We start from the raw sequence: 25655 nt of genomic DNA, 5'->3' as shown, positions 1-25655 counted from the left end.
ATAGAAAATAGCTGGAGAAACCGGAAGCCACCGCATCGATCCGGAATCGGGGCCAGTAACGCCGCGCGCCGGTTGCGCGGCGGCTGGGGAGCGCCGCTTTTCACGACGGCTCGAGGCTGCGCCACATATACCAGGTTGCGACGGTTCGCCACGGCTCCCAATTGGCCGCGACTTCGCGGGCTTCGCTGCGCGTGACCGGCTCGCCGCTGAAATAGTTGACGCTGATTGCCTGGATGAGCCCGAGGTCGTCCAGCGGCAGCACGTTCGGACGCGCCAGATTGAAGATCAGGAACATCTCGGCGGTCCAGCGCCCGATGCCGCGAATCGCCGTGAGCTCGGCGATCACGTCATCGTCGTCCATGCTGGTCCACTTGCCCACGTGGAGCGCGCCGGACACGAAGTGCTGCGCGAGATCGAGGATGTATTCCGTCTTGCGCTTCGATAGGCCGCACGCCGCCAGCTTTTCGTGCCCGAGCTTGATGAACTGCTGCGGCACGAGCTTCGGACATGCGGTCTCGACGCGCTGCCACAATGCCTGGGCCGCTGCCGTCGAAATCTGCTGACCGACCACCGAGCGCGCGAGCGTGACGAACGGATCGTCGCTGCTCATGAGATGCACAGGGCCGAACTTCGGGATCAGCTTCTTGAGGATGCGGTCGCGCTTGACGAGATCCGCGCAGGCCTTGTCCCAGTAATCGGGGCGCACCACCTCCGGCTCGCTGCTGCGCGCGGCAACCGACAGCGCCTGCGCACCTTCGCCGGATGCGTGACCCTCGGGCAGCGAGTGCGCCATCGGCACGGCGCCGTCGAGCGCGCCATTGCCCTTCGCGCGCGCCGGCTTTGCGGCACTCGCTTTGTCCGCCCCCGCTTTGTCCGCGCCATTAGGCACGCGATGCTCCGCCTGCGCCTTCGCGCCAGCCTTCTTCGCGCCGTCGACCATGGCGGCGTCGCCTTCCTGCTGCGCCTTCAAGGCACCACTGCGCGCGGCGCGCCTCTTGGCCTCGCCTGCCGCGCCCGTTAGCGACGCAGCGCGCCTCGCCTGCGTCTTCGTGGCCGTTGCCATCCTGCCTCCTGCCTCGCGAATCGATCAGTGGAAACTGGACAGCCCGCTTACACGCGGCGCCACTCGGTCAACCCGCCCGGTTTGTCTTCGAGCGCGACACCGGCATCGAGCAGTTCGGCCCGGATCCGGTCCGCCTCCGCATACTGTTTCGCCTGCTTCGCGGCTGTGCGAGCCGCAATCTTCGCCTCGATTGCGGCCACGTCGAGCGCGCTCGCATCCTGCGCGCCCGCGGCCTGCTGGAGGAATGCGCGCGGCTCGCGCACGAGCACGCCAAGCACGCGCCCAAGGCGCTGCAACTGACGCGCCAGCACAGCGTCGCGCGAGCGATTCACTTCGGTGGCCAACTCGAACAGCACCGAGATGGCGACAGGCGTATTGAAGTCGTCATTCATCGCCGCCTGGAAACGCTGCGCGTGCGCCTCGCTCCAGTCGAGTTCGCCCGTATCCGGGCTCACATCCTTGAGCGCCGTGTACAGACGCGTGAGCGCGTTGCGCGCATCGTCGAGATGCACGTCGCTGTAGTTGAGCGGAGAACGATAATGCGCGCGCGCCATAAAAAAGCGCACCACTTCCGCGTCGTACTTCGCAAGCACTTCGCGGATCGTGAAGAAGTTGCCGAGCGACTTCGACATCTTCTCGTTGTCGATCTGCACGAAACCGTTGTGCATCCAGTAATTGACGAACTTCTCGCCGGTCGCACCTTCGCTTTGCGCAATCTCGTTCTCATGGTGCGGAAACTGCAGATCCTGACCGCCGCCATGAATATCGAAATGCTTGCCGAGTAGCGAACAGCCCATTGCAGAACATTCGATGTGCCAGCCCGGACGGCCGCGCCCGTACTTCGAATCCCAGCTCGTGTCGGCCGGCTCTTCCGCCTTCGCCTGCTTCCACAGCACGAAGTCGAGCGGATCCTGCTTGGCGTCGTTCGCCGCCACGCGTTCGCCCGCGCGCAGATCCTCGATGGACTTGCCCGAAAGCGCGCCGTAATTCGCGAACTTGCGCACCGCGTAATTCACGTCGCCATCCGTGCCCTGGTAGGCGTAGCCGTTGCTTTCGAGCATGCCGATCATGTCGAGCATCTGCGGAATATACTGCGTCGCGCGCGGCTCGAGATCGGGGCGCTCGACGCCGAGCGCATCGGCGTCTTCATGGAGCGCATCGATGAAACGGTCGGTGAGCGATTTGATCGTTTCGCCATTTTCCACCGCGCGACGAATGATCTTGTCGTCGATGTCGGTGATATTGCGCACATAGGTGACCTTGTAGCCGAGCGTGCGCAGCCAGCGCTGCACGATGTCGAACATCACCATCACACGCGCATGGCCCACATGACAATAGTCGTACACCGTCATCCCACAGACATACATGCGTACGACGCCGGGCTCGATTGGCACGAAATTTTGCTTGTCACGCGCGAGCGTGTTGTAGATGCGCAGTGATTCCATAGAGGCAATGGATACGTGGGTCGAAAGAAATCCGCGACAGCGCCGACAGCAGCCCGCAAGTAAAAAGCATCGCGTTGATCGAGGCTGAGTACAGTCGCGCTCAATCAGTCATCAGGGCGGAGACGACCACGAGTAGCGAAAGAAAGCCTGGCGTGTCGCAAATGCCGCCCGGAAACCACGCTCCGGAGCCGACCGCAAGAGCCGCGATGAACCGGAGCAGGCACCCATCCGGCATGCGGCCAAAAGCGCGCGACGAAAACGCACAGACCTTTTGTTAGAATGGCTCGGAGTATAACACCGCGACCTTCCCCTATGAAATCTTCCAGCGGCTGCGCGCCCCGCGCTGCGACCTTTGCAGCGGCAGCTCTCGCGAGCGTCGCGTTCGTCTTCGGCGGCGCGTTTGCAGCGCATGCGGCGCCGCCCGCCACGGCTGACGGCACGCCCGGCGCCGACACGGCGATCGCCGAGCACAACTGGGCGGCAGCGCTCACGGAGCTGGACGCGCGCATCAAGTCGAATCCGCGCGACGTGCAGGCGAAGTTCAAGCGCGCGACCATCCTCGCGCGCCTCGGCCGCGACGACGACGCAATCGAAGCCTTCACCGAACTCACGCAGGCGTACCCCGAGCTGCCCGAGCCTTATAACAATCTCGCGGCGCTCTACGCGAAACATGGCCGCTACGACGAGGCGCGCATCGCGCTCGAGACGGCCACGAAGGCCAACCCGTCGTACAGCCTCGCATGGGAAAACCTGGGCGATCTGTACCTGCGCATGGCCGACGCGTCGTACCGCCGCGCGAGCAAGCTCGGCCGCACGAGCGGCGCGACGCAGCAGCGCCTCGCCGACATCGAGAAGATCGTCAATCCGCCAGCTGTGCAGAAGAAAGCAAAGAGCGCAGCCGCAACGGAAGCGGGCGAGACGCGTGTGCGCCCGATGCTCGATAATCCGGTGTATCAGTTCGGCGGCCCGACCGGGTCGCTCGCGACGCCGCCCTTCGTGGCGCCTTCGCACTAAGCCGCGGCGCGCTTCGGACCCATTCTGCGGCGCGCTGCGACCAGGTTTTCCCCCGTATTTCCGAGGACACTCATGAAATGGTTGATGTTGGCGCTCGGCAGCGCCGCCCTGATCGCGAACGCGCCCGCCTTTGCGCAAACCGGCCAGCAGGCCGCGCATCCGCAGGTGCTCTTCAAGACCAGTGAAGGCGACATCCGCGTCGAGCTCTATCCCGAGAAGGCGCCCAAGACCGTCGAGAACTTCCTCCAGTACGTGAAGGCCAACCAGTACAACGGCACGATCTTCCATCGCGTGATCCGCGGCTTCATGATCCAGGGCGGCGGCTATACGACGAGCTTCGTCGAGAAGCCCACGCGCGCGCCCATCCCGCTCGAGAGCAAGAGCGGCCTGAAGAATCTCACCGGCACCCTCGCGATGGCGCGCACGAGCGACCCGAACTCGGCCACGGCGCAGTTCTTCATCAATACCGTCGACAACGCCGGCCTCGACTATCCGAACCCGGACGGCAACGGCTACGCGGTGTTCGGCAAGGTCACCCAGGGCATGGATGTCGTGAAGAAGATCGAAGCGGCGCCCACCACCACGCGCGGCCCGATGGCCGACGTGCCGCAAAAGGAAATCGTGATCCAGTCGGCCACCGTCGTCGGCAAGTAACTCCGAAATCCACTCGTCGCAAACCTGCCTCGCTATTCGTCGCGCGGCGCGGCAACGGTACACGCGAGCGGCAAGCTGCCCCGCCTCGGACCGATGCCGCGCCGCCCTTTCCCCCCAAGCCTCAGACTAAGGATCCATCATGGTCGAACTGCACACGAACCACGGCGTCATCAAGCTCGAACTGAACGCCGAGAAGGCACCGAAGACGGTCGCCAACTTCCTCAACTACGTGAAGAGCGGCCACTACGACGGCACGGTGTTCCACCGCGTTATCGACGGCTTCATGATCCAGGGCGGCGGCTTCGAAGCCGGCATGCAGCAAAAGCCCACCCAGGCACCGATCGAAAACGAAGCAAACAACGGCCTGAAGAACGAGCGCGGCTCGATCGCCATGGCGCGCACCAACGATCCGCACTCGGCATCGGCACAGTTCTTCATCAACGTCGCCGACAACGACTTCCTGAACCACTCGTCGCCGACGCCGCAAGGCTGGGGCTACGCCGTGTTCGGCAAGGTCGTCGAAGGCCAGGACGTGGTCGACAAGATCCGCAAGGTCAAGACGGGCTCGAAGGGCTTTCATCAGGACGTGCCGGTCGACGACGTCGTGATCGAGAAGGCTGTCGTCGTCGAATAACGTCAAGAGGCGCGTGCTTCATTCATGTGGCAGGAAAAGGCACTACACGGACCAGGACTAGCCGCTGCGGGCGTGCCCGGCGAGGGCAAGCGCCCGCACGCGGCGCGCCCGTTCTTCTTCATCTCCGACCTGCACTTGAGCGTGGCGATTCCGCGCACGGTCGCCGCGTTCGAGCATTTCATCAGCGTCACGGCCGATCAGGCCGACTCGGTGTTCATTCTCGGCGACCTCTTCGAATACTGGATCGGCGACGACATGCTCGCCGATCCGTTCGTCGCGCGCATGACCGCGCTGATGCGTACGCTCTCCGAGCGCGGCATCGCGCTCTACATCATGCACGGCAACCGCGACTTCCTGCTAGGCAGGCGTTTCATGAAAGCCACGGGCGCCATCTGGCTGCCCGACCCCATCGCCATCACCGCGTTCGGCACGCGCATCGCGCTCGCACACGGCGACGCCCTGTGCACCGACGACCACGGCTATCAATTCTTTCGCCGTTTCGCGCGCAACCATCTCGCGCAATGGCTCTTTCTCGCGTGGCCGTTGCGCTGGCGCCGCGCGCTCGCCGAGCGCATGCGCAGCAAGAGCGAGGCCGGCCGCGAGCGGCCCGCCCTGCCGAAATACGACGTCACCGCCAAGGGCGTTGCAACGCTCTTCAAACGCGCGCGCGCGAACGCAATCATTCATGGGCACACGCATCGCCCCGCGCGGCACCAGGAACCCGGCGGCACACGCTGGGTGCTGCCCGACTGGGATCTCGATCATGGCAAGCCGCCGCGCGGTGGTTATCTGCGCGTCGACGCCGAGGGGTTCAGGATGTTGCCGCTCGATTGAGATCGATATTGATGGCGAAACTCAAACGCGCGCCGCAGCTTGCTCTTGCGCGCTTTCGGGCTCGAGCGACGCCGCCCCGCCCTCCAGCCCCTCCGAGAGCCTGCGCAGTTCCGCGAGCGCTGCGTCGGCGCCCTGTAGTGCCTCGAGTCGCGCACCCAGCCGCTCGAGCGCAGCGGCGATCGCATCCACGCGCTGCGTCTGCGTGGCGGCATGATCGATCAGGCCGTGGATCGCAAGCGACACGGGATCGTCGGCATTCGGCGTGATGCCGTAAGCGCAGAACCCCTCACGCGCCGTCGCCGGCCTGGCCTGCTCGGGTGCGGTCTTCGCGGGTGCGATGATCCGCGCGGGATTGCCCACGGCGGTGCCGCCCGCGGGCACCGGCTTCACGACCACCGCGTTCGAGCCGATCTTCGCCTGAGCGCCCACCGTGAAGCCGCCCAGCACCTTTGCACCCGCACCCACGATCACCCCGGGGCCGAGCGTCGGGTGGCGCTTCGCACCACGCGTGAGCGACGTGCCGCCGAGCGTCACGCCCTGGTAGATCGTGCAGTCGTCGCCGACCTCCGCGGTCTCGCCAATCACGACGCCCATGCCGTGATCGATGAACACACGCCGCCCGATGGTCGCGCCCGGGTGAATCTCGATGCCGGTCAAAAAGCGCGCGACCTGCGAGACATAGCGTGCGAGCCAGCGGCGCTTCGCGCGCCAGCAGGCATGAGCGAAGCGATGGAGGACGAGCGCATGCAGACCCGGATAACAGGTCAAGACTTCCCAGGCGCTGCGGGCGGCGGGATCGCGCTCGCGGATCGTGGCGATGTCTTCGCGAAGTCTCTTGAACATGGCTGTCACACGCTGGACGTGAGGAACATGGTGGGAAACGACCGGGCGTCACATGTAGCGCGCGGCTCGTGCGCGGCGTTAGCAGCCGCGCTGATTTACTTACGATCAGGAATCGATTGTAGGCGAAAGGCGCGCGCAAGCCTGGAAGCCCCCGCGGGCATCAAGGTTGGGACGCGACGCAGTGGTCCGCCGGACGCTACCGGCCTTGCTGTAGGCCCTCGCGTACCTTGACGTCTCTACCGGCCTACTTCCCGCCTTCCTTGCCCTTGAGCATCAGGATGTGCTTGGCGATGCCGCGCACGATGTTGACCTCCTCGCGCTCGAGCCCCGAGCGCGCGAAGAGTCGGCGCAAGCGCGACATCAGCTTCTTCGGATTGGCGGGATCCAGAAAATCCAGCGCAATCAGCGCGTTCTCCAGGTGCACGTACATGCGCTCGATGTCATCGCTCGTGGCGAGCGGGGTGCCCGGGGCCGGCCCTCCCGGCGCCTCCCCTATCGCCGCTCCCGACGATGCCGACGATGCCGCGCCGGGTTCACCCTCGCCGAGATAGGCAAGCCGCAATTCGTAGGCCAGCACCTGCACCGCCTGCCCGAGATTGAGCGAGCTATAGGCCGGATTGGCCGGGATGTGGGCAAGCGCGCTGCAGCGCTCGACGTCGTCGTTCGAAAGCCCGGTGCGCTCGTTGCCGAACACAAGCGCGATATCGCCGTGCGCGACCTGGCGGCAGGCATCCTGCACCGCCTGACGCGGCGCGCCCGGCGGCGGCCCGTATTCGCGCGTGCGCGCCGTGAGCGCGAGCGACCATTGCGCGCCCACGAGGGCATCGGCCAGCGTCGGGACGATGTGGGCGGCGGCGAGCACGTCGTCGGCGCCGCTCGCCATCGCGATGGCTTCCGGGTCGCAATGGACCTGCGGCACGCGTGGCGCGACCAGCACGAGCCGCGAGAAGCCCATGGTCTTCAGCGCGCGCGCCGCGGCGCCGACGTTGCCCGGATGGCTCGGCTCGACCAGCACGAAACGCGTAGAGGTGAAGCCGCCGCGCAACGGCTCATGAGCGTCGCCGGCCGGCGACGCGGATGCCGACGCGGCGGCCGGGTGAATGGAGGAAACGTGTGAGTCGGGGTGCACCAAGATGAATCTCTGACGACAGCGTAAGGGAAGCATCTATGGTAGCGCGCCTCGGCCGCCCGGCGATATGCTGCGCATCCGCTTCCCGCACGAAAGCGCCCTCACGGGAGCCCGAGCAACGCAGACTCGGGTAAAATAACGACATTCGCGCGTCGAACATTACGGGTCGCTTTCTGGCAGCCCGCAATGCCGGCCGGCAAGGCCGCCGCGCACCGTTCTTATCCAATTCGTCTCCGTTGGCGGGACAGGACCCGCAAGCCGCCCCGGCTCGCGCCCTGTCCAATCGTTAGACGCTTTTATCTTTTGCACCACTGGCGCGCCGCATGCTCGCGAGCGCCCGATAACAAGGATCCAGGCTCATGCATCCCATGCTCAACATCGCTGTCAAGGCCGCGCGCCGCGCCGGACAGATCATCAACCGCGCGTCGCTCGACCTCGACCTCATCCAGGTTTCGAAGAAGCAGCATAACGATTTCGTCACGGAGGTCGACAAGGCGGCTGAAGCGGCCATCATCGACACGCTCAAGACCTCCTACCCCGATCACGCAATCCTCGCCGAAGAATCCGGCCACTCCGCGAACGAATCGGAATTCCAGTGGATCATCGATCCGCTCGACGGCACGACCAACTTTATCCACGGCTTCCAGTACTACTGCGTCTCGATCGCGCTCGCGCACAAGGGCATCGTCACGCAGGCCGTGGTCTACGATCCCACGCGCAACGATCTCTTCACCGCCTCGCGCGGCCGCGGCGCATTCCTGAACGACCGCCGTATCCGCGTGGGCCGTCGCGACCGTCTCGCCGACGGCCTGATCGGCACCGGCTTCCCGTTCCGCGAAAAGGACGGCCTCGAGAGCTACTGCGAACTCTTCGCCGAGATGACCAACGCCTGCGCCGGCCTGCGCCGCCCGGGCGCCGCCGCGCTCGATCTCGCGAACGTCGCCGCGGGCCGCATGGACGGCTTCTTCGAGCAAGGCCTCAATCCGTGGGACGTGGCTGCGGGCGGCCTGCTCGTGACGGAAGCGGGTGGCCTGATCGGCAACTACACGGGCGATTCGGACTTCCTGCGCGTGGGCGAAGTCGTCGCGGGCAACCCGAAGATCTACGCGCAGATGGTGCCCATCCTCACGAAATACACGCGCGTAAAGAAGGAAGCCTGAAGGCCGGGCAGAACAGGCGCGCCTCGCCGTAATTGCGCGTAACCATGCGCAGGGTGGACGCTCCTGTGCGGGCTGCTGCAACACGCGGCCGCGCATGTCACAATCGCCGGGAGCGCAGCCAAGCTGATCTCATGGCGTTGCAACGGGATCGCAGGCACTGGGCGTGACGCCCCGCCCGCCCCGACGAGTCAAGCGGCTTCGGCCGCTTTTTTGTTTCGTGTGGCACAGCATGGCACGACGCGACGCGCCAGCCAGGCCACTGCCCTGACCGCCTGTTTTGGCTCCATAAACAGAACCACCCCGCAGATCCACCCCGCGATGAAGAAAGGCTTCTACACGATCATCGCCGCGCAGTTCGTTTCGTCGCTCGCCGACAACGCGCTCCTGATTGCGGCAATCGCGCTGCTCACGGTGATCTCGTCGCCGGCCTGGGTCACGCCGCTCCTGCAGATCTTTTTCACGATCTCTTACGTATTGCTCGCACCGTTCGTCGGCGCCTTCGCCGACGCGCTGCAAAAGCGCCATGTGATGTTCATCTCGAACGCGCTCAAGGCGGTTGGCTGCCTGCTGATGATCGCGGGCGTGCACCCGATGATCGCCTATGGCGTGGTCGGCTTCGGCGCTGCGGCTTACTCGCCCGCAAAGTATGGAATCCTCACCGAATTGCTACCCGCCGAAAAACTCGTTGCGGCGAACGCGTGGCTCGAATCGGCCACGGTGCTCTCGACGATCGTCGGCACGATGATGGGCGGCGCGCTCGTCTCGACCTATGCAGAGCGTTTCGTCGCGCATCATCCGATGCCGCTCATCCATTCGGCCGCCGACCTCGCGATGCTCGCGGTGATGCTCACCTATGCGCTCGCGGCGCTCATCAACTTCGGCATTCCCGATACCGGCGCGCGCTACGAGAACCGACTCAAGGAGCCGGCCCGCCTCGTGGGCGACTTCACGCACTGCTTCAACGTGCTGTGGGCCGACAAGCTCGCGCAGATCGCGCTGTGGGTGACGACGCTCATGTGGGGCGCCGCAGTCACGCTGCAACTGCTCGTGCTCAAGTGGGCCGACGCGAATCTCGGCCTCTCGCTCTCGAAAGCGGCCGTGATGCAAGGCGTGACCGGACTCGGCATCGCACTGGGTGCGGCTGCAGCGGCCGCCTGGGTGTCACTGCGCGCGTCATTGCGCGTGCTGCCCGTGGGCGTGCTGTGCGGCGCGGTGGCCGTGGCGATGGCGTTCTACAGCAAGGGGCTCTTTCCGGCGGGCGAAGGCGTGCGCTTCGGCACGTTCGTCATGCCTTTCTACCTGCTCTTCGCGTATCCGCTGATGGTCCTGCTCGGCACGCTTGCGGGCTTTTTCATCGTGCCAATGAACGCACTGCTCCAGCACCGCGGCGCGACGCTGCTCTCAGCGGGCCACTCGATCGCGGTGCAGAACTTCAACCAGAATCTCGCCGTGCTATTGATGCTCGGCGCCTACGCGCTGCTGCTCACGGCAAAGATGCCGGTGCAGTGGATCATCGTCGTGTTCGGCATCTTCGTCGCCACGATGATCTGGCTCGCGATGCGGCGCAGTGCGGCAAACGCGCGCGCGGTCGACATGCAGGCGCTGGTCGACGAATGAGCCGCGGCGCTTTAAGCGCTACGGCTGACTCGTCGACCAGCGCGGCGCGCGCCTGGCCATCCGGCCAAGGTCACACGAGCGCGACGCGGGTTAAACTCACGCCCTGAACCCTTAGCAAGACACCGAGGATGGCTACACATACCGCCAGCGCCAGCGACATCGCGCAACACACTCCCATGATGCAGCAATACCTGCGCATCAAGGCCGACCATCCGGGCACGCTGGTGTTCTACCGGATGGGCGACTTCTACGAGCTGTTCTTCGAAGACGCCGAGAAAGCCGCGCGCCTGCTCGATCTCACGCTCACGCAGCGCGGCGCGTCAGCGGGCAATCCGATCAAGATGGCGGGCGTGCCGCATCACGCCGTCGAGCAATACCTCGCGAAGCTCGTGAAGCTCGGCGAGTCGGTGGCGATCTGCGAGCAGATCGGCGACCCGGCCACCTCGAAGGGACCGGTCGAGCGCAAGGTCGTGCGCGTGGTCACGCCCGGCACGCTCACGGACGCCGCACTCCTCTCCGACAAAAACGACGTCTATCTGATGGCGGTCTGCCCAGGACGCAACCGGCGCGGCGCGACCATCAACGTCGGACTCGCGTGGCTCAATCTGGCCAGCGGCGCGCTGCGGCTCGCGGAAGTCGCGCCGGACCAGGTCGCTGCGGCATTCGAGCGCATTCGCCCGGCGGAAATCCTCGTGGCGGAAATACCCGCGGAATCCTCGGGCTGGGCGCCGCCTGCCGGCACCGGGACGGGCTTGGGTGCTTTGACGCGCGTGCCGGCCTGGCACTTCGACGTCGCCTCGGGCAAGCAGCGCCTGTGCGACCAGCTCGATGTCGCCAGTCTCGACGGTTTCGGCGCGCAGGCACTCACGAGCGCCTGCGGCGCGGCCGGCGCGCTGCTGCTGTACGCCGCGGCCACGCAGGGCCAGCAGCTGCGTCACGTGCGCAGCCTCAAGGTCGAAGCCGAATCCGAATACATCGGGCTCGATCCGGCCACGCGCCGCAATCTCGAACTCACGGAAACGCTGCGCGGCACCGAATCACCCACCCTGTGCTCGCTGCTCGACACGTGCAGCACAGCCATGGGCAGCCGCCTGCTGCGCCATTGGCTCCACCATCCGCCGCGCGACGCCGCCATCGCGCAGATGCGCCAGCAGGCCATCGGTGCGCTGCTCGACGCACCGCCCCCCGCCAGCGCCGATTCGTTGCGCAGCGCGCTGCGCCAGATCGCAGACGTCGAACGCATTACTGGGCGCCTCGCGCTGCTCTCGGCGCGTCCGCGCGATCTCTCGAGCCTGCGCGACACCTTCGCCGCCCTGCCTGCGCTGCGCGAGCAGGTTGCCGTGGCAGGCGGTGTCTCGGCATCGCTGGCACGCCTCGTCGAGGCGCTCGCGCCGCCCGCCGAATGCGCCGACCTGCTGCAGCGCGCGGTCGCGCCCGAACCGGCTGCCATGGTGCGCGACGGCGGCGTGATGGCACGCGGCTACGACACCGAGCTCGACGAGTTGCGCGATCTGTCCGAGAACTGCGGCCAGTTCCTGATCGACCTGGAGGCGCGCGAGCGCGCGCGCACCGGCATCGGCAATTTGCGGGTCGAATACAACAAAGTGCACGGCTTCTATATCGAGGTCACGCGCGGCCAGACCGACAAGGTGCCTGACGACTATCGCCGCCGCCAGACGCTCAAGAACGCCGAGCGCTACATCACGCCCGAGCTGAAGGCTTTCGAGGACAAGGCGCTCTCGGCACAGGAGCGCGCGCTCGCGCGCGAGAAGGCGCTCTACGACGCGCTGCTTCAGGCGCTGCTGCCCTTCATTCCCGATTGCCAGCGCGTCGCGGCGGCGCTCGCCGAACTCGACCTGCTCGCCGCTTTCGCGGAGCGCGCGCGCGCGCTCGACTGGAGTGCGCCGGAATTCTCCGAAGCGCCCGGCATCGAAATCGAGCAGGGTCGCCACCCGGTCGTCGAGGCGCAGGTCGAGCAGTTCATCGCCAACGACTGCACGCTGACCAGCGAACGCAAGCTGCTGCTCATCACCGGCCCGAACATGGGCGGTAAATCGACGTTCATGCGTCAGACCGCGCTCATCGCGCTGCTCGCCTACGTGGGCAGCTACGTGCCCGCGAAGCGCGCGCGCTTCGGCCCGATCGACCGTATCTTCACGCGCATCGGCGCCGCCGACGACCTCGCGGGCGGCCGCTCGACCTTCATGGTCGAGATGACCGAAGCCGCCGCCATCCTCAACGACGCCACGCCACAAAGTCTCGTGCTGATGGACGAGATCGGGCGCGGCACGTCAACGTTCGACGGCCTCGCGCTCGCATGGGCCATTGCACGGCATCTGCTCACGAACAACGGCTGTCATACGCTGTTCGCGACGCATTACTTCGAACTCACGCAGTTGCCCACGGAATTCGCGCAAGCAGCCAACGTGCACCTTTCGGCGGTCGAGCACGGCCACGGCATCGTGTTCCTGCACGCCGTGAGCGAAGGCCCCGCGAACCAGAGCTACGGCCTGCAGGTCGCGCAGCTTGCGGGCGTGCCCAGCCCCGTGATCCGCGCGGCGCGCAAGCATCTCGTGTATCTGGAGCAACTCTCCGCCGGCCAACCCACGCCGCAGCTCGACCTGTTTGCAGCGCCCGTGGCTGGCGAAGACGACGATTTCGACGCGCAACCCTACGTGGAAGATGCCCCGGCGGCAGCCGACCCGGGCGCTGTGCTCGTCGCTGAACGCCTGCGCGAGCTCGACCCGAACGAGTTGCGCCCGCGCGATGCGCTCGATCTGCTGTACGAACTGCATGAGCTGGCCACTGCGCCGGACGCTAAACGCTGAGCGTCGCCTCGCGACGCCACCCCGGCCATTTCCGCATGGCCGGGGTGGCTTTGCTTGGCGCTTTCTGAATCGGGTGCGGCGCGCAGCGCGCAGCCCGCAAATCGCGCCGCTATTGCGGCTCCCAAAGGGCCTGCGCGGTGGGCTACGAAGCGTGCTCGTCTGCCTGGCGATATGCAGCCTGCCATTCGCTGCACAGGCGCAGGACCCTTCTCCGCGTTACTCGTTCGCCGTTGTGGCAAACGTCGTCACCGAGCCCGGCGACGAAACCACGCTCCAGCGCCTCATCGACGCGATCGGCCGCGATCCGCAGATCTCGTTCGTCGTCTACGGCGGCAATCTCAAAGGGTCGCGCGAAACCTGCGCGGATCGACTCTATGACCGGCGCCGCGCATTGCTCGACGCGTCACGCGCACCGCTCATCTTCGTGCCGGGACAGCGCGACTGGGTCACCTGCGGCACTGCCGGCGCGGGCGGCTACGATCCGGTCGAGCGACTCGATTTCCTGCGCCAGAACTTTTTCACCGACTCCACCGCGCTCGGGCAATATCCGCTCACGCTCACACGTGAAAGCGAGGTCTCCCGGTTTCGGCCGTATCGGGAAAATACGCGCTGGCAGCTCGGCGAAACGGTGTTCATCGCACTGAACGTGCCCGATGGTAACAATCATTTTCTGAACGCCGGTGGCCGCAACGGCGAATTCGAAGATCGCGTGATCGCCAACGGCTTCTGGCTCGAGCACGCCGCCGAATTCGCGCGCCGCCGCAACGCGCGCGCGATCGTCATCTTCATGCAGGGCAATGCGATGCCCGAGCAGTACGAACGCCAGGACCGCTTCGCGTGGTTGCGCTTTCGCCGCACGCCCCGCGACGGTTTCACCGAGCTGCGACACAGCCTCGTGAAGCTGGCGGACGTCTTCCGGGGCCCCGTGATCCTTGTGCATCCCGAGAATGCGAGGCTCACACACGGCTTCGCCATCGATCAGCCATTGCGCAACGACAAGGGAATCAGGATTGCTAACGTTACGCGCATTGCGTTTTCGCTGCGCGACCCGCTCACTCAGTGGCTTCAGATCGATGCGGACATGATGCGCCGCACGCCGTTGCGCGTGAGCGTGCGCGAGGTGCCCGAGCACTTGCCGCTGCTGCCGCCCCAACCGCCGGCCCTGCTACCGGGCGGTAACGGCGAGCCGGCTCTGCCGGAAATGCCTGAAATATCGTCGATGCCCGATGTGACGGAGATTCCCGGGATGCAACAGGCGCCCGACGCGAACGGCGCCAGCGGAACAAATCCGGTGGAAGATAGGGGTACGTCGGGCGGCGCAAGCGCGGGAACGGTGACGCCAGCGTGGCCCGCACCAGGCTCAGCGCCATGAGCGGGGCCGGTCGGGCCGCAAATCATTGTGCCGCCGATATACCCTCAGATACAGTCGCCCTGAATTGAGCAGCCGCGACCCACCACTTCATCAAGCTCGTGGGGAAGGTGCAATAAACGGGAAACGTCGCGCCATGAAGAGAATGCCTGGCGCAAAAACGCGAAGCGAGACGCGCCGGCAGATGTCGCCGGCGCGTAGCACGATCAGTGCAGAGTGGGTTTGGAAGCGGCTTCGTCGCCGTCCTCGTCATCGTCCTCGTCGACGATTTCGAGGCCATCCGCGCCATGCGCGTGCTCATGCTCGATCTCGTCCTCGGTGGCCTGACGCACTTCCCTGACGGTCAGCGCAAAACGCAGGGCCATGCCTGCAAGCGGGTGATTGCCATCGAGCACGACCTTGTCTTCGGCAACGTCGGTGACGGTGTAGATGAGCGTATCGAGATCCTCGTCGCCCTCTTCGGGCGTGCCCTCGAACTGCATGCCGACTTCGAGCGGCTCGGGGAAACGGCTGCGCGGTTCGATCTTGACCAGGTCGGGGTCGTACTCGCCGAATGCATCCTGCGGCTCAAGCTGGATCTGGGTCTCGAAGCCCGGCTCCTTGCCGTCCAGCACTTCCTCGATCTTGGGGAACGTGCCATCATAGCCGCCGTGCAGATAGACCATCGGCTCGTCGCTTTCCTCGATCAGATTGCCCTGCGCATCCGATAGCTTATAAGCGACCGACACGACGGTGTCCTTTGCAATTTTCATTCGATCCTCCAGAATACAGACCACATTATACGATGCCCAAGCGGTCCCCAGACCACCCGGAGGACGCCCGCGCGCGGCGCGTCACTCCCTCCCTGGCAAGTCCCGCGCCCGATACGCCCACGCCGCTGCTTGGCGGCCTGAGTCCGGCGCAGTTCATGAAGAAATACTGGCAGAAAAAGCCATTGTTGATTCGCCAGGCGATACCCGGCATCGAGGCGCCGCTCTCGCGCGACGAGCTCTTCGCGCTTGCCGATCAGGACGATGTCGAATCTCGTCTCATCACGCACTTTCGCAAGCGCTGGGCGCTCGAGCAGGGTCCATTCGCCCCTGATGAACTGCCGACACCGAAAACGCGCCAATGGACATTGCTCGTGCAAGGCGCGGACCTGCACGACGATCGCGCCCGCGCGCTGCTCGAGCGCTTTCGCTTTGCGCCCGACGCCCGCCTCGACGACCTGATGATCTCGTACGCCTCCGACGGCGGCGGCGTAGGCCCGCATTTCGATTCGTACGACGTGTTCCTCCTGCAGGTGCACGGCAAGCGACGCTGGCGCATCGGCGCACAGCGCGACCTGTCGCTGCAGGAAGGACTGCCGCTCAAGATCCTGGCAAATTTCGAACCCGAAGAGGAATGGGTGCTGGAGCCGGGCGACATGCTGTACCTGCCGCCGCACATCGCCCACGACGGCGTAGCCGAAGGCGAATGCATGACCTGCTCGATCGGCTTTCGCTCGCCTTCCACGACCGAGCTCACGAGCCAGTTTCTGTACTGGCTGGCCGAACGCGGCACCGACGCCGCCGCCAGCCAGAACGCGGGCAACCCGACGCTCTACCGCGACCCCGACCAGCCCGCGGTGGCGCATCCGGCCCAACTCCCACCGGCACTTGTGGAGCGCGTATCGGCTGTGCTTGCTAAAGTGCGATGGAGCGATGCGGACGTTTCCTCGTTCGTCGGCTCCTGGCTTTCAGAACCGAAATCGAACGTGGTATTCGATGCCCCGGAAAAACCGCTGGACGAAGCGCGTTTTGTTGCGCGCGCCGCGAAAAACGGGATAACACTCGACCGCAGGACAATCCTGCTTTACGATGCGCGGTCGTATTACCTGAACGGGGAACGGTGCTTGCTCAAAGAAGTGAGAAAATGGCTGCCGGCGTTGGCTGACAACCGCTTTCTGGATGGGAAACGCTTTGTAACACTCTCACACGATTCGTGTGTGACAGCGTTGCTACACGAGTGGTATTGTGCGGGCTGGATACGGCTTGGGGTGCTTGCCTAAGCGCTTCGGGCTGTTATACCGTACTAAAATATAGTGCTTGTATGAGAAAGACAACGTATTGTCCCCGGATTTGTCGACGGTCGATACGAAAGTGCCTATAATTTCCGCCCAGGCCGTAGGGAAGATTCACGCTCTTGCAGTGCATCTCCACCAGCGGCTCAGGTCGATGTTGGGGCACATTACCGGTATTATTTTGCGCTGTTGCTTACCTTTAACCATAAAAGGACGTGATCATGAAGAAATCCCTCCTCGTAGCATCCCTGCTGGCAGCTGTTGCACTGGCTGCGTGCAACAAGAGCAGCGACCAAGCTGCTGCGCCGGCTAGCGACGCTACCGCTGCTTCGGCACCGGCTGCTGCTGCTTCGGACGCAACGGCTGCTGCTTCGGGCGCTGCAGCTGCTGCGAGCGACGCTACGGCTGCTGCTTCGGAACCTGCTGCTTCGGGCGCCGCTGCTGCTTCGGACGCTGGCGCTGCTGCTCCGGCTTCGGGCGCAAGCCAGTAAGCTGTATTCGCGAGGTGCTCGCCCGGAGCTTCGGCTTCAAGCGAGCATCGAAGCGGACCGTCGGGCGGTCTGACAGCCTCGTCAGATGCACGGCGGGCAAACAAAAAAGCCACGAACGCAAGTTCGTGGCTTTTTTGTTTGCCTCTTCTCAATCGCCGATCGTCATGCCGATGCGTCCGCAACGCTATGCCGGCATATGCATAACGCATGCAACCGCGTAGTCCATATGCAAGCGGATATTACGCAGCGCGCTTTCCCCCGCCATTAAGCGCCGCTATTGAGCGCCCTGCTCTTCCTCTCCCGTGAAGAACTCCCGCACGACCTCGATCTCACGCGTGCGTTTGAACGGCGGCAAGCTTTGCCAGATACGCCGGCCATAAGGCTTATCCACGAGGCGTGTGTCGCAAATCATCAACACGCCACGATCGGTCTCGGCGCGAATCAGACGCCCTGCGCCCTGTTTGAGCGTAATCACCGCTTGCGGCAATTGATGGACGGCGAATGGGCTCAAGCCCTTCTTCGCCAGCGCGTCGAGACGCGCGGCCAGCACGGGATCGTCGGGTGGCGCGAATGGCAGCTTGTCGATGACGACAAGCGACAGCGCATCGCCCCGCACGTCGACGCCCTCCCAGAAGCTCTGGCTGCCCACCAGAATCGCATTGCCATAGGCGCGAAAGCGTTCGAGCAGTTCAGTGCGGCTCGCGTCGCCCTGCACCAGCAGCGGCGTGCTCCAGCCACGCGCCTCGATCGTGTCGCGCAGCTTTCCGGCGATCTTGTCGACGGCGCGCAACGTCGTGCACAACATGAAAACACCGCCTCCCGATGCTTCGATGGCGGGCAATGCTGCTTCGAATACCGCATCGGTGAATTGCGGAGACGACGGCTGCGGCATGTTGCGCGGCACGTAGAGCAAGCCCTGCTGCGGATAATCGAAGGGGCTCGGCAACGTCATCGAGCGCCGTGAACTCAGGCCCATCTGCGCCGCATAGTGCGTGAAGTCGCCGCGCACGGACAGCGTCGCCGAGGTGAAGATCCACGTGCGCGGCACGCCCGCGCGCTGCTTCGCGAAAATCGGCGCGACGGAAAGCGGCGTCTCATGCAACTGGACCGTGTGCGAGAACACTTCGACCCAACGGACCTTTTCATCTTCGGCGCGAGGTTCGCTTGCGGCATCGCCTTGCCCTTCGGGCTGGCCGGCATCGCCCGTAGCCCGTGCGTCGCGTGACGACGCATCAACCTGTGCGCCCGGCATGGCCCATCCGGACAGCACGCCCTGAAGCTCGCGCGCGCGGCGCAGGCACGCCCCCAGCGATTCGGCGCGCTCGGCCTGGCCCGCGAGCGCAGTGGCGAGCGTTCCGAGTTCGGTCTGCAACGCGTCGAGCGCGTCGAAGAGCGGATGATCCTCGGGCAATTGCGTGATCGACACGCGCAGCGAATCTTCCTTGAAAGCAAGACGCACGTCTCGCGCTGCGCGTTCGAGCGCCGCACCGAGCTTCACCCACTCCACCGCATCGCGCGCATGGCTCAAGCCTTCGGCAACGCAATCGCGCGCGAGCTCGAGAAACTGCGCGGTCGAAAGCGTCTCGCCGAAAAACAGCGTGGCGGTTTCGGGCAACTGATGGGCTTCGTCGAAGATGATCGTGTTGGCGCTCGGCAACAGTTCGGCCATGCCGGTGTCGCGCAGCATGATGTCCGCGAAGAACAGATGATGGTTCACCACGACGATATCGGCCTGCTGCGCTTCCCGGCGCGCCTGCATAACGAAGCAGTCCTTGTAGTTCGGACACTCCTGGCCCAGGCAGTTGTCGCGCGTGGACGTGACCATCGACCACACAGCGGCCGTCTCCGGCACGCTCGCGAGCTCGGCCTTGTCGCCCGAGCGCGTGATCTTCGCGAAGCGAATGATTTCCTGCAGATACGCCGTTTCCTGGCGCGAAGGCAAGCGGCCATTGTCGGCCGTGCGCTGCAGATAGTAGTGACACAGATAATTCGAGCGGCCTTTGAGCATGGCCACGCTCACGGGTACCGCAAGCGCGTCGCGCACGGTGGGAATGTCCCGCGCGAAGAGCTGGTCCTGCAAGTGCTTCGTGCCCGTCGAAACGATCACCTTACCGCCCCACAGCATGGCCGGCACGAGGTACGCGTAGGTCTTGCCGGTGCCCGTCCCCGCCTCGACGATCAGGGTGTTGTCGCCGGATTCGGCGGCGGCCTGCGCGGCCTCTTCGGCACGGCCTTGCGCGGGAGCCGGCGCGCCGCGTTCGAGGCGCCGCGCCGGACGCGATTGCAGCTCGAACGTCGCGGGTTCTGGCAATGCCTGGGCGGCAGCTTCCATCGCCGCGGCTACGGCGCGCGCCATCTCGATCTGCGCGGCACGCGGACGATAGCCGTCGATCTCCCGCGCCAGCAGCCCGTTGGCGGCGAAGAGTTCTTCGAGTTCGGCGCCGCGGCGCGGGCTCAATGCGGGCGCGGGCGCCGTTTGCGTGGCGCGCGCGTCACCCTCCGGCGCGCCGCCTTCGCGTGCGGGACGGGATCGGGAAACGGTCGTTGAATTCAAGGCAAGCGGTTCCTGCTCGGTCCTCGGGGCGCGGCCCGACTTCTTCCGCGCCCCGGCGCCTGCCAGGACCCGGAATCAGGCGTGCCCGTTCGAGGTCTTCGTTGAATCGGGTTCCAGCTGCAGTTGCAGCAGGATGATGTTGTCTTTCAGCTTGAGCTTGCGCCTCTTCAGCTTCTGCAATTCGAGATCGTCGTAGTCCGGCGTCTCGCACATCCTCTCGATCAGACGGTCGAGGCCCTCGTGCTCCGATTCCAGTTGCAGAATACGGTCACGAATGACCTCGCCCTTGACTTCACGATGCTCGCGCATGCTCGCCTCCTCGTCATGATCGGCGCACGCCGTGCGAAAGGTCGGGCGCCTGAGGTTGCTATCCGGCTGAAAAAGCGGGTGCTTCCTGGTGCTATTTGGTGCTACTGGCCCTGCGGTTTTTGTTGCTGTTGTTGCTGCGCCTTCTCGGCCGCCTGCTTCTGACGTGCTTCCACATCAGCCTTATGCTTCGCCGCCTCTTCCTGCTTCTGCTGGAAGCGCTCAGCCTTCGCGGCGCGCTCTTGCGCCTTCTGCTGGCCTTCGCGACGAGCTTCGTCCAGTTGCTTCTGATAATCCGATTGCTTCTTGTCGTAGGCAGCCTGGTTGGCTGCACGTTGCGACTGCGCCTGCCCGCCTTCGCGCTGCGCCTGCTGCACCGCGTGCTGGCGCTGCTTCTCTTCGAACGCCTGCGCGTTCGCCGCGCGTTGCGGCGCCTCGGTCTGCCGCTGCGCCTGAGCGAGCGCGTGCTGACGCTGCTTGTCTTCGTAGGCCTGCGCGCTCTGCGCCTCGTTCGCGGCACGTTGCGGCGCGTCGGCCTCGTCCCTCGCCCGCTTCAGCGCGGCCTCCTGATCGCGGCGGCGCGCATTGTCCGCGCGCTGCTCCTCGTCGAGCGCCAACTGCTCGTGGCGGATATCCGCCTGCACGACGCGCATGGCGTCGCGCGCCTTGCCCAGACAGTGGTTCACGAAGAACGTATCGTAGCAATTGTGCTGCGCGACGGCGTACCGGTAGTTGTTTTCCGCAGTACGCCGGTCAAGGACCTTTTGCCGTGCGGCAAAGTCGGTGCTCGCGCCGGTATCCTGTGCCGTTGCGCCCCCCGCCACGACCGCGGCAGCCGAAGCCGCAACCGGTCCGCCGACCTCGGCCGGGCGCACGTTTTGCGCGCCATTGGCCGCCACATCACTGCCGGCTACCACCCCGGAGGCCGCCGCCCCGGTGGCCGTCACTTCTTGTGCGAGGGCCGGAACGCTCGCCGTCGCCAGCAATGCGGCGGCACAGACCGCCGCACGGGCAGTGGTCCACCATGCCGCACCTTCGCGCGCGCCGGGCTGGATTTGTGTCAAACGGGATGGGATCAACGTCTTCTGAGGGCAACGGAACATGCCTGAAATTCTAACACCCCCCGAGTTGAGCGCCCGGCCATTTATGGCAAAATGCCCCGCTCCACCCGCCGGCGGGCGTTCGCTTGCCTGATGTCTCCCGCCCGGCTATCGGAGCGCAAATCCGGGATCGTAAATCCGGGACTGCAAATCCGTGACCGCAACCCGGGGCCGCATACCCGGACCGCAACCGATCCTCGCAGGAATATCCAGACTCTATGACGGAAACCGTAGCACTCAAGATCGTCCAGCGCATCGCCAGCGAACTGACCGTTCAACCGCGTCAGGTGGCGGCCGCCGTCCAGCTTCTCGACGAAGGAGCGACCGTTCCGTTCATCGCCCGTTACCGCAAGGAAGTCACGGGCAATCTCGATGATACGCAACTGCGCACGCTCGAAGAGCGACTGCTCTATCTGCGCGAGCTCGAAGACCGTCGCGCCACGATCCTGGCGAGCATCGAGGAGCAAGGCAAGCTCACCGACGAGCTGCGCACCGCCATCGAAGCCGCCGACAGCAAACAGGTGCTCGAAGATCTCTACCTGCCGTACAAGCCCAAGCGCCGCACGCGTGCGCAGATCGCGCGCGAAGCCGGCCTGCAGCCGCTCGCCGACGCGCTGCTCGCGAATCCGCTGCTCGATCCACAAACGGAAGCCGCGCAGTACGTGGACGCCGAAAAGGGTGTCGCCGATGTTAAGGCCGCGCTCGACGGCGCGCGCGACATCCTTTCGGAGCAATTCGGCGAAACGGCCGAACTGCTTGGCAAGCTGCGCGACTGGCTGCACAACCAGGGCATGGTGATCTCGAGCGTGGTCGAGGGCAAGGAAAACGAGGAAGGCGAGAAGTTCCGCGACTACTACGAGTACTCGGAAACGATCAAGACCGTGCCGTCGCACCGCGCGCTCGCGCTGTTCCGCGGCCGCAATGCCGGCGTGCTGATGGTCAAGCTCGGCCTCGGCGGCGAGCTCGATGCACAGGTGCCGCATCCGGGCGAAGCGATGATTGCGCGCCACTTCGGCATCGCCAACCAGAATCGGCCGGCCGACAAGTGGCTCTCGGACGTTTGCCGCTGGTGCTGGCGCGTGAAGGTGCAGCCGCACATCGAAAACGAATTGCTCACGAACCTGCGCGAAGAGGCCGAGCATGAGGCGATCCGCGTGTTCGCGCGCAACCTCAAGGATCTGCTGCTCGCGGCGCCGGCCGGCCCGAAGGCCGTGATCGGTCTCGATCCGGGCCTGCGCACCGGCGTAAAGGTCGCCGTGGTCGATCGCACGGGCAAGCTGCTCGCGACCGACACGATCTACCCGCACGAGCCGCGCCGCGACTGGGACGGCTCCATCGCAAAACTCGCGCGCATTGCCGCGCAGACGCAGGCAGAGCTCATCAGCATCGGCAACGGCACGGCTTCGCGCGAAACCGACAAGCTCGCGAGCGAGCTGATGTCGAAGCATCCCGAACTCAAGCTGCAGAAGATCGTGGTCTCCGAAGCCGGAGCCTCGGTTTATTCGGCATCCGAACTGGCGGCGAAGGAGTTCCCTGAACTCGACGTCTCGCTGCGCGGCGCGGTGTCGATCGCGCGACGCCTGCAAGATCCGCTCGCCGAACTCGTGAAGATCGAGCCCAAGGCGATCGGCGTGGGCCAGTACCAGCACGACGTGAACCAGCGCGAGCTGGCGCGCTCGCTCGACGCCGTGGTCGAAGACTGCGTGAACGCGGTGGGCGTGGATGCGAACACGGCTTCGGTGGCGCTGCTCGCACGCGTGTCGGGCCTGAACTCGACGCTCGCGCGCAATATCGTCGATTACCGCGACGCCAATGGCCCCTTCCCCTCGCGCGACCATCTGAAGAAAGTGCCGCGTCTGGGCGACAAGACCTTCGAACAGGCCGCGGGCTTTTTGCGCATCAACAGCGGCGAGAATCCGCTCGACCGCTCGTCGGTGCACCCGGAAGCCTATCCGGTCGTCGAGCGCATGCTCGCGAAGATCAAGCGCACCATCGGCGACGTGCTCGGTAATCGCGAGGCGCTTTCGGGCCTCTCGCCCACCGAGTTCGTCGACGAACGTTTCGGTCTGCCGACCGTGCGCGACATCCTCGCGGAGCTCGAAAAGCCGGGCCGCGATCCGCGCCCCGAGTTCAAGACGGCGACCTTCCGCGAAGGCGTCGAAAAGGTCTCCGACCTCGTGCCGGGCATGGTGCTCGAAGGCGTCGTGACCAACGTGGCGGCGTTCGGCGCGTTCATCGACGTGGGTGTGCATCAGGACGGCCTCGTGCACGTCTCGGCGATGTCCACGAAGTTCATCAAGGACCCGCACGAAGTCGTGAAGGCCGGTCAGGTCGTGAAGGTGAAGGTGCTCGACGTCGACGTGAAGCGCCAGCGCATCGCGCTCACGATGCGCATGGACGACGATCCGGCGAGCGCCGCGCAGCGTAGTGGCGGGAGTGGCAACAGCAGCGGTAACCGCGATCAACGCGGCGGCGGCAATGCGAATCGCGGCGGCCAGCGCTCGCGCGACGCGGAGCCGGCAGGCGCGATGGCGGCGGCGTTCGCGAAGCTCAAGCGCTGACGCGCCAACGCAAGGCGGCGCGGGGGTTCTGCAAAAACCCCGCGCTTGCCCGCGCTACAGACAACAAAAAAGGCGCCGAGGCGCCTTTTTTGTTGTCCACGCAACGATCGAAGCATCAGATTTCGATCTTCGTCCCCAGTTCGACCACGCGGTTTGCGGGAATGCTGAAGAAGTCGGTCGGCTTCGCGGCGTTCTGATGCATCCACGCGAACACCCGCTCACGGAAGATCGACATGCCCGGCAACTGCGTCGGCACCACCGTCTCGCGTGCGAGGAAGAACGACGTGTCCATCATTTCGAACAACATATCCTCTTTGCGGCCGATGTCTTCGAGCACCGCCTTCACATCAGGCGTCTCGTTAAAGCCATAGTCGGCCTTCACGAGATACAAGCCGCCACCGACATCCCTGACTTGCACACGCTCCGAGTCGGCAACATACGGAATGTCGCGAATCCTGAACGTGAGGAAAATCGTGCGCTCGTGCAGCACCTTGTTGTGCTTGAGGTTGTGCAGCAGGCTCACCGGCACCAGCGTGTCGCTGCCCGTGAGATAGATGGCCGTGCCCGACACGCGGTGCGGCGGGTGCGCGAGCAGCCCCTGCAGGAAAGGCATGAGCGGAATACCGTCGGCGGCGGTGCGCTCCTTGACGATCATGCGGCCCTTGAACCACGTCATCAACAGGAAGAACAGCAGCGCGCCGATGCTGAGCGGCAGCCAGCCGCCCTCCTCGACCTTCAGCAGGTTCGCGCCGAAGAAGCCGAGGTCGACCGTCATGAGACACGCGATGATGAGCGCGACGAGCCACTGGTTCCACTTCCACACCTTCACCATCACGACGCTCGCGAGCATGGTGGTGATGACCATCGTCGCGGTCACGGCAATGCCGTACGCGGCGGCGAGATTATCGGAGCTCTTGAAGCCGACGACGATGCACAGAATGATGAAGAGCAGCATCCAGTTCACGACCGGCACGTAGATCTGGCCGATGGCGAGATCGGACGTATGCAGCACCTTCATGCGCGGCACGTAGCCCAGCAGAATCGCCTGACTCGTGAGCGAGTACGCGCCCGAGATCACGGCCTGTGAAGCGATTACGGTCGCAACCGTCGAAAGCACCACCAGCGGCAGTAGCGCCCAATCCGGCGCGAGCAGGAAGAACGGATTCTCGATCGCGCGATGGTCCTGCATCAAGAGCGCGCCCTGGCCGAAATAGTTGAGCACGAGCGAAGGCATCACGAGCCCGTACCACGCATAGCGAATCGGCTTTGCGCCGAAGTGGCCCATATCGGCGTAGAGGGCTTCCGCACCGGTCAGCACCAGCACGACCGAGCCCAGCACCACATAAGCCTGCAGCAGGTGCGCGCCCATGAACGAGACCGCGTAGTACGGATTGAGCGCGGCAATGACGCCCGGCGCCTGAACGATGCGCGAAACGCCGAGCACGCCGATGGTCACGAACCAGAGCACCATGATCGGTCCGAACAGGCGCCCCACGAGCGAGGTGCCGTGCCGCTGGATCCAGAACAGGGCGATGAGGATCACCATCGTGAGCGGCAGCACGAGATGCGCGAGCTTGGGCGCGGCGAGCTGCAAGCCCTCGACCGCCGACATCACCGAGATGGCGGGCGTGATCACCGCGTCGCCGTAGAACATGCAGGCGCCGAAGATGCCTAGCGCCGTCAGCACCACGACGGACTTGCTCTTGCGATCGAACGAGCGCATGGCGAGCGCCATGAGCGCGAGCACGCCACCTTCGCCGTTGTTGTCGGCGCGCATCACGAAGAGCACGTATTTGATGCTGACGACGATGATGATCGCCCAGAACAGCAGCGAAATGACGCCGAGGATGGAGGTATCGTTGAGCGGAATCCCGTGTGCCGGGCTAAACGCTTCTTTGAGCGAATACAGCGGACTCGTGCCGATGTCGCCGAACACCACGCCGATGGCCGCTACTGCGAGTGTCGGTAGCGGCTGCTTTGCCACGTGCGTGCTAGTTGTCATATACGCGGAA

Annotated in this window: 20 protein-coding genes; 11 read left to right on the top strand and 9 right to left on the bottom strand. The window is 65.0% G+C overall.

The window, feature by feature from the left end:
* Window positions 1–100 precede the first annotated feature (100 nt).
* Entirely contained in the window at window positions 101–1063 is a 963-nt protein-coding gene (locus L5014_RS09075; protein ID WP_238463300.1) for a DNA-3-methyladenine glycosylase family protein, read from the bottom strand.
* A gap of 47 nt (window positions 1064–1110) precedes the next feature.
* Window positions 1111–2508, bottom strand: coding sequence for a cysteine--tRNA ligase (gene cysS, locus L5014_RS09070; RefSeq protein ID WP_238463299.1), 1398 nt, complete (start codon window positions 2506–2508; stop codon window positions 1111–1113).
* A gap of 312 nt (window positions 2509–2820) precedes the next feature.
* Here cysS and L5014_RS09065 point away from each other — a divergent pair, with 312 nt between their 5' ends.
* The 4 genes from L5014_RS09065 (at window position 2821) to L5014_RS09050 (ending at window position 5644) form a co-directional block, all read left to right on the top strand.
* A complete protein-coding gene (locus tag L5014_RS09065; RefSeq protein WP_238463298.1) occupies window positions 2821–3522 on the top strand; it encodes a tetratricopeptide repeat protein in 702 nt (233 codons plus the stop codon).
* Between the two features lie 72 nt (window positions 3523–3594).
* On the top strand, window positions 3595–4176 hold the full coding sequence (locus tag L5014_RS09060; protein WP_238463297.1) for a peptidylprolyl isomerase: 582 nt from the start codon (window positions 3595–3597) through the stop codon (window positions 4174–4176).
* Window positions 4177–4315: 139 nt separating this feature from the next.
* On the top strand, window positions 4316–4810 hold the full coding sequence (locus tag L5014_RS09055; RefSeq protein WP_238463296.1) for a peptidylprolyl isomerase: 495 nt from the start codon (window positions 4316–4318) through the stop codon (window positions 4808–4810).
* A gap of 24 nt (window positions 4811–4834) precedes the next feature.
* Window positions 4835–5644, top strand: a complete 810-nt coding sequence (locus L5014_RS09050; protein WP_238463295.1) for a UDP-2,3-diacylglucosamine diphosphatase — start codon at window positions 4835–4837, stop codon at window positions 5642–5644.
* A 21-nt stretch (window positions 5645–5665) separates the two neighbouring features.
* Here the strand turns inward: L5014_RS09050 and cysE are convergent, their stop codons facing one another.
* Together cysE and L5014_RS09040 are read right to left on the bottom strand one after the other, a co-directional pair.
* Window positions 5666–6487 carry a serine O-acetyltransferase gene (gene cysE, locus L5014_RS09045; RefSeq protein ID WP_238463294.1) on the bottom strand — a complete coding sequence of 274 codons (822 nt, stop codon included), beginning with the start codon at window positions 6485–6487 and terminating at the stop codon, window positions 5666–5668.
* A gap of 244 nt (window positions 6488–6731) precedes the next feature.
* Complete coding sequence (locus L5014_RS09040) at window positions 6732–7589, bottom strand: RNA methyltransferase (protein WP_238463490.1); 858 nt, start codon at window positions 7587–7589, stop codon at window positions 6732–6734.
* A gap of 386 nt (window positions 7590–7975) precedes the next feature.
* On the opposite strand from L5014_RS09040, the gene L5014_RS09035 reads away from it, so the two are divergent.
* From L5014_RS09035 to L5014_RS09020, 4 genes are all read left to right on the top strand, one after another.
* Window positions 7976–8776: an inositol monophosphatase family protein gene (locus L5014_RS09035; protein WP_238463293.1), complete on the top strand. Its 801-nt coding sequence runs from the start codon at window positions 7976–7978 to the stop codon at window positions 8774–8776.
* Window positions 8777–9094: 318 nt separating this feature from the next.
* Window positions 9095–10393 (top strand): lysophospholipid transporter LplT, encoded by a 1299-nt coding sequence (lplT, locus tag L5014_RS09030; protein WP_238463292.1) that lies wholly within the window; start codon window positions 9095–9097, stop codon window positions 10391–10393.
* Window positions 10394–10521: 128 nt separating this feature from the next.
* Window positions 10522–13221, top strand: coding sequence for a DNA mismatch repair protein MutS (gene mutS, locus L5014_RS09025; RefSeq protein ID WP_238463291.1), 2700 nt, complete (start codon window positions 10522–10524; stop codon window positions 13219–13221).
* 232 nt (window positions 13222–13453) lie between these two features.
* On the top strand, window positions 13454–14593 hold the full coding sequence (locus L5014_RS09020; protein WP_238463290.1) for a hypothetical protein: 1140 nt from the start codon (window positions 13454–13456) through the stop codon (window positions 14591–14593).
* Window positions 14594–14796: 203 nt separating this feature from the next.
* Here the strand turns inward: L5014_RS09020 and L5014_RS09015 are convergent, their stop codons facing one another.
* Entirely contained in the window at window positions 14797–15342 is a 546-nt protein-coding gene (locus L5014_RS09015) for an FKBP-type peptidyl-prolyl cis-trans isomerase (protein WP_238463289.1), read from the bottom strand.
* Window positions 15343–15374: 32 nt separating this feature from the next.
* Here L5014_RS09015 and L5014_RS09010 point away from each other — a divergent pair, with 32 nt between their 5' ends.
* Both L5014_RS09010 and L5014_RS09005 read left to right on the top strand, forming a co-directional pair.
* Window positions 15375–16619: a cupin domain-containing protein gene (locus tag L5014_RS09010; RefSeq protein ID WP_238463489.1), complete on the top strand. Its 1245-nt coding sequence runs from the start codon at window positions 15375–15377 to the stop codon at window positions 16617–16619.
* 233 nt (window positions 16620–16852) lie between these two features.
* Window positions 16853–17122 (top strand): hypothetical protein, encoded by a 270-nt coding sequence (locus L5014_RS09005; protein WP_238463285.1) that lies wholly within the window; start codon window positions 16853–16855, stop codon window positions 17120–17122.
* A gap of 274 nt (window positions 17123–17396) precedes the next feature.
* Here the strand turns inward: L5014_RS09005 and L5014_RS09000 are convergent, their stop codons facing one another.
* The 3 genes from L5014_RS09000 to L5014_RS08990 all read right to left on the bottom strand — a co-directional run bounded on the left by L5014_RS09000 (window position 17397) and on the right by L5014_RS08990 (window position 20968).
* A complete protein-coding gene (locus L5014_RS09000; protein ID WP_420800046.1) occupies window positions 17397–19580 on the bottom strand; it encodes a DNA repair helicase YoaA in 2184 nt (727 codons plus the stop codon).
* 171 nt (window positions 19581–19751) lie between these two features.
* Entirely contained in the window at window positions 19752–19985 is a 234-nt protein-coding gene (locus L5014_RS08995; protein ID WP_238463280.1) for a DUF465 domain-containing protein, read from the bottom strand.
* Window positions 19986–20086: 101 nt separating this feature from the next.
* Window positions 20087–20968 carry a colicin transporter gene (locus tag L5014_RS08990; protein ID WP_238463279.1) on the bottom strand — a complete coding sequence of 294 codons (882 nt, stop codon included), beginning with the start codon at window positions 20966–20968 and terminating at the stop codon, window positions 20087–20089.
* 332 nt (window positions 20969–21300) lie between these two features.
* On the opposite strand from L5014_RS08990, the gene L5014_RS08985 reads away from it, so the two are divergent.
* Window positions 21301–23643, top strand: a complete 2343-nt coding sequence (locus L5014_RS08985) for a Tex family protein (protein WP_238463277.1) — start codon at window positions 21301–21303, stop codon at window positions 23641–23643.
* Between the two features lie 115 nt (window positions 23644–23758).
* Here the strand turns inward: L5014_RS08985 and L5014_RS08980 are convergent, their stop codons facing one another.
* A complete protein-coding gene (locus L5014_RS08980; protein WP_238463276.1) occupies window positions 23759–25645 on the bottom strand; it encodes a potassium transporter Kup in 1887 nt (628 codons plus the stop codon).
* Window positions 25646–25655: the final 10 nt, after the last annotated feature.

The sequence above is a fragment of the Paraburkholderia tagetis genome (genome assembly GCF_022213065.1).
GTDB classification, from domain to species: Bacteria; Pseudomonadota; Gammaproteobacteria; order Burkholderiales; family Burkholderiaceae; genus Paraburkholderia; species Paraburkholderia tagetis.
This window is presented reverse-complemented; position numbering and strand designations above follow the sequence as displayed.

What these genes read in the sequence shown, in the direction of transcription:
- L5014_RS09075 (WP_238463300.1), bottom strand. Translation starts at nt 1,063, where the DNA reads ATGGCAACGGCCACGAAGACGCAGGCGAGGCGCGCTGCGTCGCTAACG.
- cysS (WP_238463299.1), bottom strand. Translation starts at nt 2,508, where the DNA reads ATGGAATCACTGCGCATCTACAACACGCTCGCGCGTGACAAGCAAAAT.
- L5014_RS09065 (WP_238463298.1), top strand. Translation starts at nt 2,821, where the DNA reads ATGAAATCTTCCAGCGGCTGCGCGCCCCGCGCTGCGACCTTTGCAGCG.
- L5014_RS09060 (WP_238463297.1), top strand. Translation starts at nt 3,595, where the DNA reads ATGAAATGGTTGATGTTGGCGCTCGGCAGCGCCGCCCTGATCGCGAAC.
- L5014_RS09055 (WP_238463296.1), top strand. Translation starts at nt 4,316, where the DNA reads ATGGTCGAACTGCACACGAACCACGGCGTCATCAAGCTCGAACTGAAC.
- L5014_RS09050 (WP_238463295.1), top strand. Translation starts at nt 4,835, where the DNA reads ATGTGGCAGGAAAAGGCACTACACGGACCAGGACTAGCCGCTGCGGGC.
- cysE (WP_238463294.1), bottom strand. Translation starts at nt 6,487, where the DNA reads ATGTTCAAGAGACTTCGCGAAGACATCGCCACGATCCGCGAGCGCGAT.
- L5014_RS09035 (WP_238463293.1), top strand. Translation starts at nt 7,976, where the DNA reads ATGCATCCCATGCTCAACATCGCTGTCAAGGCCGCGCGCCGCGCCGGA.
- lplT (WP_238463292.1), top strand. Translation starts at nt 9,095, where the DNA reads ATGAAGAAAGGCTTCTACACGATCATCGCCGCGCAGTTCGTTTCGTCG.
- mutS (WP_238463291.1), top strand. Translation starts at nt 10,522, where the DNA reads ATGGCTACACATACCGCCAGCGCCAGCGACATCGCGCAACACACTCCC.
- L5014_RS09015 (WP_238463289.1), bottom strand. Translation starts at nt 15,342, where the DNA reads ATGAAAATTGCAAAGGACACCGTCGTGTCGGTCGCTTATAAGCTATCG.
- L5014_RS09010 (WP_238463489.1), top strand. Translation starts at nt 15,375, where the DNA reads ATGCCCAAGCGGTCCCCAGACCACCCGGAGGACGCCCGCGCGCGGCGC.
- L5014_RS09005 (WP_238463285.1), top strand. Translation starts at nt 16,853, where the DNA reads ATGAAGAAATCCCTCCTCGTAGCATCCCTGCTGGCAGCTGTTGCACTG.
- L5014_RS08995 (WP_238463280.1), bottom strand. Translation starts at nt 19,985, where the DNA reads ATGCGCGAGCATCGTGAAGTCAAGGGCGAGGTCATTCGTGACCGTATT.
- L5014_RS08985 (WP_238463277.1), top strand. Translation starts at nt 21,301, where the DNA reads ATGACGGAAACCGTAGCACTCAAGATCGTCCAGCGCATCGCCAGCGAA.
- L5014_RS08980 (WP_238463276.1), bottom strand. Translation starts at nt 25,645, where the DNA reads ATGACAACTAGCACGCACGTGGCAAAGCAGCCGCTACCGACACTCGCA.